This is a genomic window from Pirellulales bacterium (assembly GCA_036499395.1).
Lineage (GTDB): Bacteria > Planctomycetota > Planctomycetia > Pirellulales > JACPPG01 > JACPPG01.
In genome coordinates this window covers 198395-215048 of the sequence record DASYDW010000123.1, presented here as the reverse complement: position 1 = coordinate 215048, position 16654 = coordinate 198395, and the positions used below count along the sequence as shown (strand labels likewise).

General features: G+C 60.3%; 11 protein-coding genes. 3 read left to right on the top strand and 8 right to left on the bottom strand.

Annotated features, from left to right (window positions below; genetic code table 11):
- The first annotated feature begins 48 nt into the window (after positions 1 to 48).
- A complete protein-coding gene (locus tag VGN12_24935) occupies positions 49 to 918 on the top strand; it encodes a glycoside hydrolase family 16 protein (GenBank protein HEY4312719.1) in 870 nt (289 codons plus the stop codon).
- Between the two features lie 144 nt (positions 919 to 1062).
- Here the strand turns inward: VGN12_24935 and VGN12_24930 are convergent, their stop codons facing one another.
- Positions 1063 to 2241 (bottom strand): patatin-like phospholipase family protein, encoded by a 1179-nt coding sequence (locus VGN12_24930; protein HEY4312718.1) that lies wholly within the window; start codon positions 2239 to 2241, stop codon positions 1063 to 1065.
- A gap of 401 nt (positions 2242 to 2642) precedes the next feature.
- Between VGN12_24930 and VGN12_24925 the strand changes: the two genes are divergently transcribed.
- Positions 2643 to 2921 carry a hypothetical protein gene (locus tag VGN12_24925; protein HEY4312717.1) on the top strand — a complete coding sequence of 93 codons (279 nt, stop codon included), beginning with the start codon at positions 2643 to 2645 and terminating at the stop codon, positions 2919 to 2921.
- An 858-nt stretch (positions 2922 to 3779) separates the two neighbouring features.
- Here VGN12_24925 and VGN12_24920 read toward each other — a convergent pair.
- The 6 genes from VGN12_24920 to VGN12_24895 form a co-directional block, all read right to left on the bottom strand.
- Positions 3780 to 4439, bottom strand: a complete 660-nt coding sequence (locus VGN12_24920) for a hypothetical protein (GenBank protein HEY4312716.1) — start codon at positions 4437 to 4439, stop codon at positions 3780 to 3782.
- Positions 4440 to 4847: 408 nt separating this feature from the next.
- Positions 4848 to 7244, bottom strand: a complete 2397-nt coding sequence (locus VGN12_24915) for an MMPL family transporter (protein ID HEY4312715.1) — start codon at positions 7242 to 7244, stop codon at positions 4848 to 4850.
- A 149-nt stretch (positions 7245 to 7393) separates the two neighbouring features.
- Positions 7394 to 10060 (bottom strand): aminotransferase class III-fold pyridoxal phosphate-dependent enzyme, encoded by a 2667-nt coding sequence (locus VGN12_24910; GenBank protein HEY4312714.1) that lies wholly within the window; start codon positions 10058 to 10060, stop codon positions 7394 to 7396.
- Positions 10061 to 10190: 130 nt separating this feature from the next.
- The gene (locus VGN12_24905) at positions 10191 to 10784 is read right to left on the bottom strand and encodes an aminodeoxychorismate/anthranilate synthase component II (protein ID HEY4312713.1); all 594 of its coding nucleotides are present in this window, start codon (positions 10782 to 10784) and stop codon (positions 10191 to 10193) included.
- 30 nt (positions 10785 to 10814) lie between these two features.
- A complete protein-coding gene (pabB, locus tag VGN12_24900; protein HEY4312712.1) occupies positions 10815 to 12365 on the bottom strand; it encodes an aminodeoxychorismate synthase component I in 1551 nt (516 codons plus the stop codon).
- A complete protein-coding gene (locus VGN12_24895) occupies positions 12365 to 13798 on the bottom strand; it encodes an AMP-binding protein (GenBank protein HEY4312711.1) in 1434 nt (477 codons plus the stop codon). The genes pabB and VGN12_24895 overlap by 1 nt, the downstream gene beginning before the upstream one ends.
- 479 nt (positions 13799 to 14277) lie before the next feature.
- Between VGN12_24895 and VGN12_24890 the strand changes: the two genes are divergently transcribed.
- Positions 14278 to 15618 (top strand): hypothetical protein, encoded by a 1341-nt coding sequence (locus tag VGN12_24890; protein HEY4312710.1) that lies wholly within the window; start codon positions 14278 to 14280, stop codon positions 15616 to 15618.
- Between the two features lie 90 nt (positions 15619 to 15708).
- On the opposite strand, the gene VGN12_24885 is transcribed toward VGN12_24890, so the two are convergent.
- Positions 15709 to 16647, bottom strand: a complete 939-nt coding sequence (locus VGN12_24885; protein ID HEY4312709.1) for an aminotransferase class IV — start codon at positions 16645 to 16647, stop codon at positions 15709 to 15711.
- Positions 16648 to 16654: the final 7 nt, after the last annotated feature.

Sequence of the window (16654 nt, the reverse complement as noted above, 5' to 3'; positions counted from 1 at the left end):
TATCTTGTAAGCAGGATGTACCTCAGGGGCTCTGAGGAGTTCTTTGATATGAAGTGTTCTTTCGCCCTGGCGGCATGCCTGCTTGTCTGCGCCACCAACGTTCAGGCGCAACATCACAGGCGGCAGCCGCCCAAGCCGACGCCGCCGCCAACGACGCCGGCTCCCCCGACGACGACTCCGGCCAAGCTCTTGTTCGCTTCGGAGTTCGACACGGCCGACGACTTCTCCAGCGGCTCGAACAAGAAGTGGAATACCAGTTGGCCGTTGGGAACGGGACTCAATAGTGCCGCTTCTCCCGGCGAAGTCCAGATTTACGTGGACACGCAAAACAACGATACCTGGGGCCCTAGTCCCTTCTCCCAGGGTCAATCGATGGTTTGCATTTCGGCCACGCCCACGGCCGGACTGCCGGCACCGTACACGTATACCTCGGGCGTGTTGTCGACGGCGGGGATTTTCTCCTTTCAGTACGGCTACGTCGAAATGCGTTGCATGGCGCCCTCGGGGAGCGGTTTCTGGCCCGATTTCTGGATGATGAAATGGACCGGCAGTTGGTACAACGTCGTCTGGCCGCCGGAGATCGACATCTTTCAGTTCAGCAGCCGATTCACTAACGAGTATTATCCCTCCGTGCTCTACGGAACGGGCACCACGCTCGGAGCCTTTGTCGAGGCTGGGGTCGATATTACAAAAGCCATGCACACCTACGGCTTCGAGTGGACGGCGTCGACGATGAACTGGTACTTCGACGGCAAGCTGGTGATGACGCAGAAGTCTCCGGCCGGCACCGCGGTACCGATGTTCCTGATGCTCAGCCTGGCCGTAGGGGACGACGGCGGCTGGATCGGCCCGCCCGACGGCAGCACCGCCAAGTGGTGGATCGACTACGTGCGCGTGTACGACAAGAAGCCGTCGTAGCGTGACGATGGGGGATTCAATCGCCGAGAGCAGTGAGAGCGCCACGACGGTACCAGTGGCAATCTCGCTGCTCTCGGCGGTGCATTCTCTGTTCGGCGGACTACTGTCCGTCTGCACTTACCGATCGGAAAAAGTAGCAGGCGATTAGTAACCGCCCGCAAAGGGAAAACCCACGGCCGGTCGGATCGCGCCGTAACGCTGTACCAAGTTGGCACCCCAATGCGATTGCAGTGCCGCATCGCTGATCGCATAGCCCCAATTGATGAGATGCTCTTGCGTCGCGTCGTCCATGGCCTGCAGTCGCGTGGGGAGCGCTGCTAGCGCTGAGGGATCGCGCGCCGCGCGTCCGAGCGGATCTACAATGCCTGAGTGCGCGACGGGGTAGTCCGCAAAACGTGTGCGAATCCCCCAATAGGTGCCCGTGCGATCACCGCGGTCGTAAGCGTCGATCAGGTATCGTTTGCGCAAACTGCGCACCTGGTTGTCGATGATCTCCATGATGCGCAGCGAGTGCTCGGGCCAATTATGAGCCGGCTGCTCCTCGGGAGTCATTTTCTGTCCCCCATCGCTTACCAGGAGTGTCCGCGAACGTTTCCACGGATTCTCCAATCCCAGGTTGTCGTACGCTCCGCCGTCACTCAGGACCACGTCGGTCGTAAAAGGAAGACGATGCAGGACCGCTCCTGGTGCAAAGTCGACCGCTTGGTTGACGCGCAACGTAGTCGGCGACAGAACGGGCGGAAAAGCGGACGACGCCGCGACGGCCGTGGCCAGTGAAACGGTTGGAGATTGTACGAGCCCTACCTGGTAATCGCCCATGTACGCTCGTTCGAACCGCCATAAGTCGCCGGTTTGCACGTTGGTCGCATTGATGACGAAACACGGCGAGCCTGGACCGGCGGCGGGTAAGTTCTGTAGCGTCGCTCCTTGAAAGACGTATTTGTCATACGCCGCGGCAACACGATCATTGATCGTGCCGGGCAGCAACAAGCCGCGTACGACCGCGCCGGCATCAACCGTGACGCGCGCCAAGCCTCGCACAAGATCGATAACGTCGTTCAAGCTCTGCGCGACGCCATCGGCGTTGAAATTCAATGCCTGCCATTTCATGCCGAGAGCCGCTGCGGTGATTGATCCGCCGGAAACGCTCGAAACGCGCGCCAGCTTGGAGAGTAGTCCCGCCTCGTTGAGCCGGATCAGGCTGCCGAGGTGAAAGAGCATGGCTCGATAGCCGCCGCCGGAAAGGCAGAGTGCGATCTCTTCAGTCGGTTGGTCGGTCGACGCCGCCGCAGGCGCCGGACTTGTAAGGCCGCCGTCGCTCATAACACTGCCCCCTTTGTTAGATCACGCTATCAGTCGCGCATCGCTGCTGAAAGGCAAGTTCGTGTATGTCTTTTTTGTGCGACACCATCACGAAGGCGCGCTGCGCGTAATGGACTCACACACTAGCGATGCGAGAATGTTGGTTCAAGGAGAAACTTCGTTACTGGAGTCGCGATAACCCGGACCGGAAAGACACTCCCCCGAATGCGGGCGTATCGACGACGTGATGGCGGGAGAATTCCATTCCTCCATGCGCTTGTTGACGTGCGCTTCTCTTTGCGCACCAATCGCACCCGAAGTGTACATTGTTTGCCTAACACCTCGCATCGTACTTTGTGCTCGACATGACGCTCGCTGGTGAGTGTCAACTCTCTACCTTTGAGAAGTCGAGGAAAGCAACGATGGCTCGTTACGGACACGCGATCATTCCAACCAATGTGCAGATCACATCACCACCACCGAAATGGTATGACGTCACGATTTTTGGCAACCTGGATGCCGTGTCGTTTTCCGGTCCCATTAACAGCCACGTACAGATCCAAAACAACGGCGCGATTTATTTTTTCTACGTGACATACGATTTCCCGAACGGATCGACCGTTGCGTGGGCGAATGTCCGTTATGCGCCTGACGCGTCAGCAATCCTTATGGGTTCGGGTGCATTTGCTGGACTCGCGTAGCGGCGAGTGTCACGCCGGAGATTACTGAAGGATCTCGCTGCAATGACTTTAAATCAGGACGTAACACGTGGCAGCACGGCAGTCGCGCGCAGGATGTTTGTCGCTGGATCTGCGAGCATGATCGCAACGGCATCGTTCCGCGCGCTGTCTGCCTCGGCGGCAGTTCCTGCCGACGATCGGGGTTCTGCGCTTTCCGTCGCAAGCGCAGAGGTCATCCCTCGATCGGCCGGAGTTCGATTGACCTTATCTGGTGATTGGCAGTACTCGTCTTTACTGCAAGTTATCGCGATTGGAAATGGCCACGGAAATCCTGAGTCCAAGTACGACGTCTGGAGCAACTTAGGGATGGGCTTTCAGGTCCCTGATTGTGTCACAAAAAATGCTCACTTCACCGAAATCTTGTTCGATGATCAGCGACAGTGCTACTATCTCATTCTGGAACTAGAGCGTGAGGGGACGCAATCAGCGCAGGTGTCTGCCGTATTCTCTTACCTAAGGAGGAACACTCCGGGCGTCTTCGCAGCGGCGTTCGCGTGGCCGTTCGGTCCAGCAGCACGTCCGCGTCCACCACGATGCTGCTGACGCCGGTATTGCCAGTGTTGTCAATCAACGCTCAAAGAGCTGCAGGGAAACTCGGACTCCGGCAAAGTTGATGGATGCCCTGGTGCGGCTGCGAATCCGGAGCTGAAGTCCCCCGAATCGGCTTTTAGGAAAAACTCTTCCCGGTGATCAAGGCGGCGCGCCGCCTTCGAGAATTCTGGCCACGCCCTCTGGCGGGTTCGGAATAGTCAAGCGAAAGGTTTTCGCTACGACCCGAATCATACGCTAGTCGCGGCTTCTGCCATGCAGCACCAGCCCTTAGCCGCGCAGCTCCCAATAGATGCGTTTGCCGTTCCCGTTGCCGCGAAAGCGAATCAGCTTTGCGCGCTGATTGCGATTCAAGCAGCGGATGGCCGCCTTTAGACGCTCTTTGGGGTCCTGGTCGGGAACAGGAACCAGCGGGTCGTCAATGCCGTGCGGCCAGTTTTGCTCTTCGAATGCCGCTAGTAGCAGTTCCTGATTGCGTGCCGGGACGCGGAACGACTTGATAATCATCTCGCCAAGTGTTAACTCGCGTCGCTCTCCATCCCAGCGCGGCGTGGGTAAAGTTTGGACACAATCAGGTAATGGACAGGGCAAAGAATCAACGTCGCCGAGTTGCTGGTGTTGAGACACGCTCGTGCCCGACTTGGATGACGCGCTCGGCCCGGTGAGTAAGTTCTCCAGCGCCGCGGCTCCCTGCTCGGTGAGCGTGAAGCACGTTGCGCGACTCAGTCGGGCAAGCCCGGCAGGAGCAAAGCGACGCTGAGCATCCGTGGGGTGAGTCAATTCGTCCGCGTGCAGCGCATAACCAGCGGCAATTAGCCAGCGAAGATCGGCCTCGATCAGCCCCGCCTGCTCGAGCGTGTCACGGTCGATGGCAAAGAACCACGGATCGGCACCAGTCGACGTGGCGTACGTATGTGCGCGGCGAAGCATTTCCAGTCCTGGTTCGCAGGACGGTTGAATCGATAACGGCCGAGTGTTTCCCTTCGTCACGAGGTATCTCCCCCGAGTGTGACGCCGAACACCGAACGCGTTCCGCTTCCATGAAGGGACGCGTGTCAGAGTGTGCCGATCCCCACGATCGTTTATGCACTCTCATTGCCGAGATGCACCATTGGTGCACACGTACTTGTATCGATGCATGCTCGACAATGCAAGATCCGGTGACGCGTTCACACCCAGAGGAGCTGCACGCTAATAAAGCACTTACAATCTGTATGCAACTCTTATGGATAAACAGTAGGAAGCCACTAGCAGATTCCTGCGCGATACTGAAGGACGAAGCGGCGTTGATCATCGAGTGTGACGGTATCGAGAATAGAGTTGCTATACGACAACTGGCTATTTCGAGTGCGCCGTCGCAGCCGTCATTGTGCGTTCGAGAATGCGCGCGGGAGAAATCTCTGGTGCGGTATCTGGCGGTCGCACACCGCGCGTGAAGAACCCGCCTAGCGGGCCTGCTACGATCGCCGGCAGCAAAACTAAATCGGCGAATAGGCCCCAGGCCAGCAGTGTAACCATCAGCAGGCCGAACATTTTGGTCGGCACGAACGTGCTAAAGCCGAACACGGCCAGGCCCAGCCCGACGATGATCGAGCTCTGCGCCATGGCGGCGGCCGCGTTGCGATAGGCGTACACAGCAGCGGTCTTGCGGTCGTAGCCACGGGCGATGCCGAAGCGAAACCACGTGAGGTAATGCGCCGCGTCGTCCACGGCGACCCCCATCGCGACGCTGGCGGTCATCATCGTGCCGATATCGATCACGGCACCCGAAAAGCCGAGATAGCCAAAGACAATCGCCATCGGCCAGACATTGGGAATCATGACCAGCAGACCGGCCAGCACGCTGCGATAGACCACGGCCATCACCGTGGCCATGATTAGAAAGGCCGTAAAAAAGCTTTCGATCAGGCCGTCCAGCAAGGCCCGCTCGGCCTTATACACCACCGGGGTTACGCCCGTGTAAAGCGCCGAGATGCCGCCTGCACCGGATTCGTTCGCCGCGAGGAGAAACGGTTCGACCTCGCGCTCGATATCCTGCACGAATAGACCGTAATCGACGTTCTCGTCCGCCAGTAGGCGGATGCTGATGCGCCACTCTTCTTCGTCCACTCCGTCGCTGGTTTCATGGCTGAGGTAGTCGCTGCTTTCGAATTCCTCGCGGCTTTTCAAAAGCTGTTTGTTGAGCACTTCCTCGCGAACGCGCTCGGGATTGCGCACCAGCAGGCGCTGCATGGCCTTGGGCGCGCCGCGCCCCGAAGGAGAAGCGGGCGCATCGAGATTGGGGGCAAACGTTACCGGCGACATCGAACTGCTCACCTCGGGCAGTGCCACCAGGTGCCGCTCGATGCGGTCGATCAGTCGTAGTCGCTCGAGGAACGTTTGATGATTCTCGCGATTGTCGAAGCGGACGATCACTTCCATGGGGATCAGGCCGCCCAGGTGGTCCTGCAGCCATTCGTATTTGCGGATCAGCTCGGCCTCGGGCGAGAAAAGATTGGCAATGCTGACCGATGTTGTCACATGCATCACACCCAGCCCGAAACCAACGAGCGTGACAATGAACGCCAGGCCCACCAGGCCATTGTTTCGGACGATGCTCCAGGCGAGTTTTAGCCCCAGCAGGTGATACCAACGGGAGTAACTCGATTCCTCCAGGGGATGAGCAGCCGGGGGTGCCACTTCGCGCGGCGGCCAAAGTTGCAACGCTGCGGGGACGCAAGTGAACAACAGCGCGAGCGTGCAAACCACACCCAATGCGGAGTAGAAACCAAATGAGCGGATCGGCACCAACTCGCTGATGCATAGCGAGCCCAGGCCGATCGAGGTCGTCGTCACGGAAAGAGCGCAGGGGAGCCAGGCCCGCTTGAGTGCTCGTCCCGGCGCGCCGGCTCTTGCGGTTTCGGCAACGGTACTGCGATAGTAATTGATGATATGAATCGCGCCGGAGAGGGCCGCGGTATAGACGACCGCCGGCATTGAATACATGATGGCGTCCATCGCGCTGCCGGTGAAATAGACCGCGGCCAGGGCCAGCGCGGCGCTGTAAACAGCCGTCGCACAGATCAAGAACGTCAGGCCCAGTTGCCGCATGCACCAGTAGGCAAGCACGACGCCCGTCAATGCCGACAGCGCGGCCAAATGCCGCAACGTGCTCGACCCTTCGTCGTCGATCGCGACATTGTCGACCGGTGGCCCTCCCATGTAGATGTCATGCAGCGGCAGGCCCGTGGCCAACTCGGCGGCTTTCTCTAATTCCGCCAGCGTGCGATGCAGATCGACCTGTCCGGCCGCAGACAGCGAGACTACGACGCTGACTTGCTCATGATCCTTTCCCACCAGCACGCCGGCTAGCCGCGACACGGCTTCGGCCCGTGTGAGATTGACCGGCGATCGGGTCAGACGCTCGACCACTTCGGGTCCTGTGAGCAACGTCGAGAAGAGCGTTGTGTCGATGGGACTATCCGTGGCGCCACGGCGCGCATCAACCAGGCTGGCGAATTTCTCGACCCGAGGATCGTTCAGTGTCGCGCCTGGCCAACTGACGAGCACTTGCGTTTCATTTTCGAAGTGCCGCTGGAACCAGTGATAGTCCTTGGTTTCCTGGAAGGTCTCGGGCAACCAATCCTTCACGTCGTTGCGATTGGTGCCGGACGCCTGTATGGCGCCGAATGTCAGCACCGGCAGCAACAGTACTGTGAGCCCGAGGATGACCTTGCTGTAACGCTCGAAGAACAAAACGACCGACCTCTCTGCCACTTATGCTGACGAGTTAAAGACAGCCGTCGCCGGCACGTCGGACGTGTTCTGTTCGCGCCGGGAAGCTGGCGAGTCCGCGAACGTCCGCGGCGTTCGATTTCGCGGGCTTGCTGGATGACCGGTTAAAGCTATTTCGCTTTCACCGTGCCCCGGTGCCGCCCGGCGGCGTCATGATGCCCTATGACCGACTTGCTGATGACGGTCGACATGACGTGTGTTCCCAGTTCCCACTCGCTGGTTACTCGTTCGAGCGCCATGAGGAAATGTTCGACCTGCTCTTCGGTGATTGTCAGCGGCGGTTGGATGCGCAACACCAGCGGGTTCGATCGGGCGACCTGGGTGTAGATGCCGTGCGCGTCGAGCAGGACCTGCATCGCGTACAGCGCCGGGATGTTGTCAATCAGATCATCGAGCTTGGGGACCAAGAACGGCATCAGGCCGCTTTCGTCGACAGCTTTCCAGGCGGCCGAAATCTCGTCCGGCAGCGGCTGGAATTCCAACCCCAACAGCAAGCCGCGGCCGCGTGCCTCTTTCAGCACTTCGGATTCGCTCACCAGTCGCGACAGACCTTCCTGCAGTTGCCGGCCGCGGGCGGCGGCATTCTCCAACAGCCCATCGCTACGAATGGTACTAATCGCGGCCAGCCCGGCCGCGCAGGCCAGGCTTCCACCACCGAAGGTGCTGGTGTGCAGCGCGAATGTTTCGAGACTGCCGTAAGCCTTGTGCCACAGATCGCGGCGGCACAACATGGCGCCGATCGGCATCAATCCGCCGCCGAGGCTCTTGGCCACGGTCATGATGTCCGGCTCGACGTCCAGAGCATCGACAGCAAACATCGAACCGGTGCGCCCCATGCCGGTTTGCACTTCGTCGACGATCAGCAGCGTCCCCTGGGCGCGGCATAGCGATTGTGCCTCGCGAAGAAAATCATCTGCAGGCACGATCATGCCAGCCTCGGCCTGAATCGGCTCGACGACAAACGCCGCGAAGCGCCGCGTCTCGAGGGCCCGAGCCAGCGCCCGGATATCACCGAACGGGATACTTTCGCAGCCGGGCAGTAACGGTCCAAACGGTTTTTGATATTCGGGGTTGCCCGTGATCGAAAGAGCGCCGAGCGATTTACCGTGGAACGAACGATCGCAGTGCAGCAGCCCGGCACGTCCTGTCGCCTTGCGCGCGAGCTTGAGCGCCGCTTCGACCGATTCGGTGCCGCTATTGCAAAAGAAAACCATCTCTAGGTCGGGGGGCGCGATGCCGACCAGAGTCTCGGCCAAATGCGCCGCGTAAGGATTCACCGCCGATTGCGCGAAGCCAGGCGCTTGCTGACGCAGCGCGTCACTGACTGCGCCGGTTACCGCCGGATGATTATGGCCGAGATTGACCGACCCGAATCCCGAGACGAAATCCAGGTAGCGGACACCTTCCGCGTCCCACAGATACGATCCTTCGCCACGGACGAATGTTTTGACGAACCCACCTTTGCCCCCCAACGCGATCAACACCGGATTCAAATGGCGGGCGAACAGTTTTTCCGCGCGCGGCGCAATGTCTTCGATCGCCACCAGCGGTTTGGCAGACGTCTTGCCGACCGCTTCTCCCTTCGCGCCGTTTCGACCGTTCGCGACGGCGGCGCTCTTCGTGTGACCATTGCGATTGTTGGTCGACAGCTTGCCGGCTTTCGATCGCGGCAATAGGCGCGAGTTGGCTTTGCGAAAGCGGATCAGCGCCGTGTCATCCAAGGGCAGCCCAAAGGAAAAGAAGCGTGAGAAGTCGAAACCGTGACTCTTGGCGATGGCGCCGATCTCGCGAATTTTTTCCACGTCCAAGCTGCGCCCGAGCGAAAAGCTTTCGGGCCGACCCTCGAGCGCCAGCACCATTGTTTCGGCGAGGCAACTGGGGATCATGCCGTGATGGAACCACAGGAACTTGCTGGTCCGCGGCATGCAGTCGGGAATTTGCGTTAGCCCGCCCGAGAGTACGAGTACATCTTCGCGCGTGGCGTGTGATTCGCAAATGTCGGTTGGAATAGCCACGTCGACAACGACGCTCCACGGCTTGAGCATCGACTGTTCGATGCAATGCCCGGCCGAGGTGGCCGAGACGACGATCTTTGCCCGGGCGACGGCCTTGGGGATGTCGAATTCGAGCGTGGCACCAAGTTCCGCGGCCAATGCGCTGGCACGCTCCGAAGGACGCCGTCCCACGAGGATGAGATTTCCGCAATGCGGCGCGAGGAGTTTCGCGCACGCCGTGGCGATGCTCCCCGGCACACCCACCACGGCCACGGTCTCGTGTCGGAGGTCGATTTCGAGTTCTTCGGCGACATGATGCACGTTTTCGATCGCGGCGAAAACCGTCAGGCTGTTGCCTGTGGTTACCGGCACCGGGCTGCGCTCGGCCAGGTAGGTCCCCTGTCCGCCGACGACACCCGTCATTGAGCCGAGCCCGATGACCTTCGCGCCCCACTGCGCCGCCATTTCGACGGCCTGTTCCATGAACTCCATCGCCAGGGCCGGCTCTTCGAGAATGCGCATGGCGTCGAGCGGGATTTCATACAGCCGTCCCTCGGCCTGGGCTCCGCGTAGCGATACCAGGCTGGGCATCTCGTCGGCGATCCGATTGGCGAGCACCACGTCGTCGGTCAGGACATCTTCGTACGAGCCCATTGCTTCGTGAACCGCGCGGCAGAAGCCGACGGGATCGGTCCCCCAGCGATTCTGCAGCGAGCCGCCGCCGAAGTGCAGAACGTAATTGGTCTCGTCAGACAGCGGATGAATGAGGAAGGCGAATTTCATCGGTGCAAATCTCGGCACGAAACAAGCGAACGCGCCTGCGCGTCATACCAGTTCCTCCGTGACTGGTATGCGCCGGCAATGCGGTCGCAAAACAGTTGAACAACAACAACTTTCGAAACCAGGTGGTCGATCAATTCCGGCCTCCGTGATCGCCGTGCAAGAAATTGCGTAGTAATTGCTTGCCGACGGTAGTGCCGATCGATTCGGGATGGAATTGGATCCCGTAGATCGGATATTCGCGATGCCGCACGGCCATGATCACGTCGTCCCAGGTCTTGGCCGTGACCTCCAGGCAGTCGGGGATCGAGGTCGGGTCGCCGACGAGCGAGTGATAGCGCATGGCCTCGAAGGCGCGCGGCACCTCGCGGAACATGGAGTGCCCGTTGTGATAGACGTAGCTCGTCTTGCCGTGCATCACTTCGGCCGCCTTGATGACGCGTCCACCCAGCGAATGAATGATTCCCTGATGCCCCAGGCAGACGCCCAGGATGGGAATCGTGGGTCCGAGTTCGACGATGGTTTGCTTGCAGATCCCGAAATAGGCGGGATCCTCGGGACTGCCCGGCCCTGGCGAGATGACGATCCGATCAGGCTCGAGCCGCGTCAGTTCATCGAACGAAATCTTGTCGTTGCGATAGACGAGCGGACGTTCATCGGTCTCCCCTATGTATTGATAGAGGTTGAACGTGAACGAGTCGTAATTGTCGAGGATGACAGTTTTCATATCTTCATCAGCGCGAAATCATGCGCCGTGTTACGACTGGCAGGCCTTGAGGTTCTTTACAGCGGTGATCAGGGCCCGTGCCTTATCGAGTGTTTCGTAGTATTCGGCCTGGGGTACGCTGTCGGCCACGATGGCGCCGCCGACGTTGAAGTAGCATCGCCCGTTGCGCTCGACCAGTGTGCGAATCACGATCGACAGGTCCATCACTCCGGAGAAATCGAGGTAGCCGATCGCGCCGGAATAAATACCCCGCTTCACGGGTTCGAGCCGGTCGATGATCTTCAAGGCTTCGATCTTAGGCGCGCCGGTCATCGACCCGCCGGGAAACGAAGCGCGAATCAGATCGAGAGCGTCGAGGCCTTCGTCCAATTCGCCGCGAATCGTCGAAACCATCTGGAATACCGTGGCATACGGCTCGACGATCATCAGTTCGGGGACATGCACGCTGCCGAATTTGCACACGCGGCCAAAATCATTCCGCACCAGGTCGACGATCATCACGTTTTCGGCGCGGTCTTTGATTGACGAGAACAGCTCCTGGTGGATCGCCTCGTCCTCGTCGGGCGTCGCACCGCGGCGACGCGTCCCTTTGATCGGCCGGCTTTCGGCCACCCGCTCGGCGCCCAGGCTGATGTAGCGCTCGGGCGAGGAGGAGATCACGTGACCTTCGGGAAACTGCAAAAACGAGGCGAACGGAGCCGGATTGATGCGGCGCAGCTCCTGGTACAGATCCCACGGTTCGCCAACCAGATCGGCCTCGAGCCTGTGCGTCAGGCAGACTTCGAAAATGTCGCCGGCAAAGATGTGCTCTTTGCACTTCTCGACCAGTTCGCAATAGCCGGGCAAGTCAAAATGCGATTTGACGTCGACCGTCGTGGCCGCGGCCTGTTCTGTCGTGGGACCCCGCCATTCCAATGGCGGTAGTGCGGATTCGAAGGATTCGATTCGCGCGAGCATCTCATCCCGCAACCGGCCGGCCCGCTGCCGGGCCCCCTCTTCGGATTCGCCACGTCCGACGACCGAAAGGAAGGAACGCTCGGTGCGATGGCAATGCGCCAACAGCACGTCGTGGAACATGAAATAGACGTCCGGCATGCCGAGGTCGTCGGCCCCCAGATCGGGCATGTCCTCGACGAAGTAGCCAGCCTCGTAGCCAAAGTAGCCGACGGCGCCCGCCAGCAGCGGCACCGGCTGATCGGCATAGCAGGCCGTATCGACGTACGACTCTTCGAGCAGGGAACGCAGATCGGAGAAAACGTCACCCTCGCGCGTTTCGACCGTGGGTCTGGCCAGCGGGCGTCCGTCGCAATCGTGCCGACGGGTGACTTCGATGCGCGCCGTGGCGGGCATTCCGGGCACGAGTTGCCGTTTCGCCTTGTAAACCAGGAACGGGTCACCGCCAACAAACGAGAAGCGGCCCAACTTCTCGGGGTCTTTGGCGCTATCGAGCAAAAACGAATACGGCTCGAACTCGAACAGCCGCCGATATTGCCAGAACGGCGCCGCCAGTTCCAACTCGGTGACGAGATGGAAAGCAGCCCGCTGGCCTCGGCCGATGGTTGTTGAGCTGGCGGTGTTCATCAGAAGGCCTTCTCACGCAGGTCGAACAACCGCTTTGCCTTGAATTCCGTGCGCGGCAAGGTGCCAAAGGGGACGAGCGCGACGTCGACGTCGATGCCGAGCGACCCCTTTAACGATCGTGCGATGCGATCCTGCGGCGTCGCATAGCTTCCCTTCGGAATCTGCGAGCTTGGTTCGACCGTGATCTTGATGCGATCCATGTCGTCGACGTGGCGAATCTCGATTTTGAATTCGTCCCCCACCTCGGGCAGACGGCGGACACTGTCTTCGATCACGGCCGGGAAGAACATCAGGCCACGAATCTTGATCAATTCGTCGTTGCGCCCCTTCAAACCGCCGATGGCGCGAGCGTGCGTCCGGCCGCATAGGCACGGCTCGGTCGTGACGCTAATCCAATCCCCCATGACGTAGCGCAAAATCGGTTGCGACTCGCTAAACAGGTTGCTGACGACCAACACGCCCGACTCGCCCGGCCCGACCGGCTGCATCGTTTCGTGATGCAAGACTTCGGGCAGGTAGGCATCCTCCATCAAATGGACGTCGACCTGGCCATCGGCCCGGCGCACTTGTTCCCGGCAGGTGTAGCCCAGCGGGCTCATCGCGACCTCGGTGCAGCCGAAATCATCGTGCAGCGAAGCGTGCCACAGGTCTTCGATCCGTTTCTTGGTCGCGGGAATGCAAGGCCCCGGCTCGCCGGCAGCCACGATCATGCGGATCGAGCTCTCCTGCGGCGAATGGCCGGCATCCTGCATCACACGTCCTAGATAGAGAGCGTAAGACGGCGTGCAAAGTAACATCGTCGGGCGGTAGGTCTGGATGAAAAACGCCCGCCGCTCTGTATTGGCACCACCTCCCGAGATCACGGGCACGCCCATCAGGTTCAGGGCGTAGTGCAGTCCCCAGAAAGCAACCGAGGTGCCATAGCCGAAGCAATTAATCGCGATATCGCCGCGGCGGGTCCCCATGGCGTACAAAGCGCGTGCGCCGAGCCAACTCCACAGGTCGCGGTCGTGGGTGGTGTGGCGGAAAACGCGCGGCTGCGCGGCCGTGGTGCCCGAAGTGGTGAAGAGCATCCAACCGCGCTCGGTCCAGTCTTCCTGCCGCAGGGGCGAGAAGGTGCCCCAGGGGGGATTCGCCTCTTGGTTTTCGAGCCATTCCTCGCGGCGCGTGACAGGGACTTTGCCCAGGTCGGCCAACGAGCGGACACTATCGGCGGTCAGACCCTCACGTTCGAACTTGGCCCGATAGAAGGGGCTGCACTCCCACAGGTATTGATAGGCGAGTACGACCCGCTCTTCTTGAATCGCGCGAAGCTGCTCGCGTGGGACAGTTTCTAGCTCAGGACACCAATAGCGGTCGTCGGCCGGACCGTCGACATGGCACATCGACTGCCGCACAACCTGCCGCCAGCGTTCGCGGATGCCCTCGCTCATAGTTACCTACGATCCGGAAGTGCGTGCGAGAAATTTCTCGTAACACCGCACTTCCGTGCGCAGGTGCAGAAGACGTTCACAATCGACCCGGAGGAAATCCGGGAACGTAGCCCGCGATCCGAAATTGTTGTCGTTAAGTCTGTCGAAACGAAGCAAACAACGAAGTTATCCGCTTCAAGGATTATGGCGTGCGAGCCCTCGTAGATCGGGGCACGGGCGGGCGGCTAACGAACCCGAACTCATCACAAGTTGCCCATCTTCCATAAATTACGATTCATTGTCAAGGAGCGTAACGACTTGCGCGAAGTGCTGCTAGCTGCGATTTTCCGCGTTTTTTTCAACTTTTTGCGTTCTCCATCACGTCGCATCTGATGGACTGGGCAAACTAGACCGTTCAGGTGGATGCGAGTAATATCCGACATGCTGCGGCAAGCAAAGCGCGGCGGAATGATTCGTGGGGCAACCGAGTCCGCACAGCTATGAACGAGACATCGTCCCTTCCCAGTCTCGCGCTGACCCCGTTCGAAGAATACATGCTGGCCGACGACCGACCTCGTTGGCCGATGACGTTCTTTTTGAAAGCCGAAGTGCGGGGGCAACTCGATCATGAGGCCTGGCGGCAGGCCCTCGCCGAAACCGCTCTGCGTCATCCGCTCTTGCACCGACTGCTCGAAGGGAACGAGGCGACCGGATACCGGTGGTCAACGAAGGTCGCTCCGGCGCCTGTGATCCGTTGGGGACGGTGCGACGAACCGCTCGCCTTTCCCACGGGCCGGATGATCGACCTGCGGCGCGAAGGGGGCGTGCGCGTGTCGGTGCGACAGGGAGATGATCGCACGGCGATTTGGTTCGAGTTTCATCATTCCTGCTGCGACGGTATGGGAGGCACGCGCTTCATTGCCGATTCCCTGACCGCGTACAACCTGCTAGTCAGGGCCGACGACGGAGAACAACTGCGCGCCCTCCGACCCGAACGACTGAGCGAGCGCGGGCGCTTCGGCATTACCTGGTGGCGACAGTTGCTGCGCTTACCACAAGAACTGCTGGCGCTGGTCGGCGTGCTGGAATTTTTCTCGCACCGGCCGCGGAGCCTGGTGACCGGCAACGAGCAGGCTAGTTCCGCCGACAGCGGCGGTGGGCCCTTGTGGTTGGCGCACCAATTCGACGGGGAGCGGCTGAAGCTGTTGCGCGATCAGGCCCGGGCCCGTGGCGTGACGCTGAACGATCTACTGGTGACCTGCCTGTTCGCGGCGCTACGCGAATGGTTTGTGGCGCACGCGCCTGATGCCGCCGGCAAAGTGGGGCGGATCATGGTTCCGATGAACCTACGGTTGCCTGGGGACGAAGATCTGCCGGCGGCAAACGTGGTTTGCATGATCAACCTGGACCGGCGGATGAACGAGAAGGCGACCTTCAAAAAGCTGCTGAAGATGGTCTCGCTGGAAATGGGAATCGTGAAACGATGCCGGCTGGGGCTGACGTTTCATCACATCCTGGGAATTGCCCAGCGATTGAGCCGTATCCCGCGGTTGCTGCCGACCGATCGCTGCCTGTCGACGTGCGTGCTGAGCAACCTGGGAGAGCCCATGGCCGGCGAGCAGCGGCCGAGCGCGGGATCGGGCAAGGCAGGCCTACAACTTGTCAGCCTGGCGTTGCTTCCACCGCTACGCCCGTATACCGCCGCGGCGTTCGGCGTCGTCAGCCATGGCGACACAACCACGATTACGCTGCACTACGATCCGGCGCTAACGGAAGAGAGGGCGAAGTTTCTCCTGCAGGCCCTATTGTGGCAGATCGAAACCAGCCTGGCCGCGGCATGATTTCCCGCGCCGTTGGCCGATGCAGCGAACTCGAGCGAGTGGCGCCGGATATTTCGTGCCGCTCGTCGATCATCTCGATGCGCTCTGTATTCATCGCGCTTCGATCGAAACACTCCGTGCCTGTTCGGCGATGTCGAAACCTGCCAGTTCGTTCCAGCCTGACAGCAGCGAATGATAAACCGCGCCGGGCTGTCCGCCGCCGATGATGCTGTCGTTGACGCGCGTGGCGGGGAGCAAGCAGTACGGCGTACTGGCTAGTAGGACTTCGTCCGCGGTTTCGACATCCTCGATCGAGAGCGGCGCCTCGCTGACCTTGAGTTGTCGCGCAGCGGCGATTTCGAGGGTCGCTGCGAGGCTGATGCCCAGCAGGACAGTCGCCAGGGGAGGAATAGTTATCCCGCGCGCCGCGTGATAGACGAGCAAGTTCGCGGTTGACGTTTCTAACACGTTTCCCGATAGGTCCAACATCAACGCCCGGCTGCCAGGCTGCGCGCGATTGGCCTCTTTGTCAGCCAGGTAGTAGTGCATGCGGCTGCGGCATTTTAATTGCGCCGGCCAACATTCGGACGGCACTTGGCGTATCTGTGGCGTTGCCAGTTTCTCACCGGATTCGTATTTATCGCGCCACAGTTGAAAGGGGAGCGGGTACGTATGCAGCCCAACGGTTGGTCCTGCGCCCTTGGCGTCGCGCCCCGCCAGCGTTGCGTACGGACCGGGTGTAACGAACATCGACAGGCCAAGGTCATCTCCGGCAGGCAGCAGCTTGTGATTTCGCGCGACCAGCTCCTGGGCGATCGAGGCTAATTCGGCGAGCGGCATCGGAAGCGGGTTGCCGACGATGGCCAGCGAACCCTCGAGTCGTGCAAGATGTTCGTCGAGACGGAACAATCGCCCCTGAAATGTGCGCAGCTGCTCGGAAACCGTCGCCCCCAGCATGAACCCGGCGTCGTAGACCGGGATCATGGCCGACGATTGCGGAACAAAACGTCCGTTTAAAAACGCCACGGGCTCGTTACGGGGTTGCGGCATGTTCGAC

What these genes read in the sequence shown, in the direction of transcription:
- VGN12_24935 (HEY4312719.1), top strand. Translation starts at nt 49, where the DNA reads ATGAAGTGTTCTTTCGCCCTGGCGGCATGCCTGCTTGTCTGCGCCACC.
- VGN12_24930 (HEY4312718.1), bottom strand. Translation starts at nt 2,241, where the DNA reads ATGAGCGACGGCGGCCTTACAAGTCCGGCGCCTGCGGCGGCGTCGACC.
- VGN12_24925 (HEY4312717.1), top strand. Translation starts at nt 2,643, where the DNA reads ATGGCTCGTTACGGACACGCGATCATTCCAACCAATGTGCAGATCACA.
- VGN12_24920 (HEY4312716.1), bottom strand. Translation starts at nt 4,439, where the DNA reads ATGCTTCGCCGCGCACATACGTACGCCACGTCGACTGGTGCCGATCCG.
- VGN12_24910 (HEY4312714.1), bottom strand. Translation starts at nt 10,060, where the DNA reads ATGAAATTCGCCTTCCTCATTCATCCGCTGTCTGACGAGACCAATTAC.
- VGN12_24905 (HEY4312713.1), bottom strand. Translation starts at nt 10,784, where the DNA reads ATGAAAACTGTCATCCTCGACAATTACGACTCGTTCACGTTCAACCTC.
- pabB (HEY4312712.1), bottom strand. Translation starts at nt 12,365, where the DNA reads ATGAACACCGCCAGCTCAACAACCATCGGCCGAGGCCAGCGGGCTGCT.
- VGN12_24895 (HEY4312711.1), bottom strand. Translation starts at nt 13,798, where the DNA reads ATGAGCGAGGGCATCCGCGAACGCTGGCGGCAGGTTGTGCGGCAGTCG.
- VGN12_24890 (HEY4312710.1), top strand. Translation starts at nt 14,278, where the DNA reads ATGAACGAGACATCGTCCCTTCCCAGTCTCGCGCTGACCCCGTTCGAA.
- VGN12_24885 (HEY4312709.1), bottom strand. Translation starts at nt 16,647, where the DNA reads ATGCCGCAACCCCGTAACGAGCCCGTGGCGTTTTTAAACGGACGTTTT.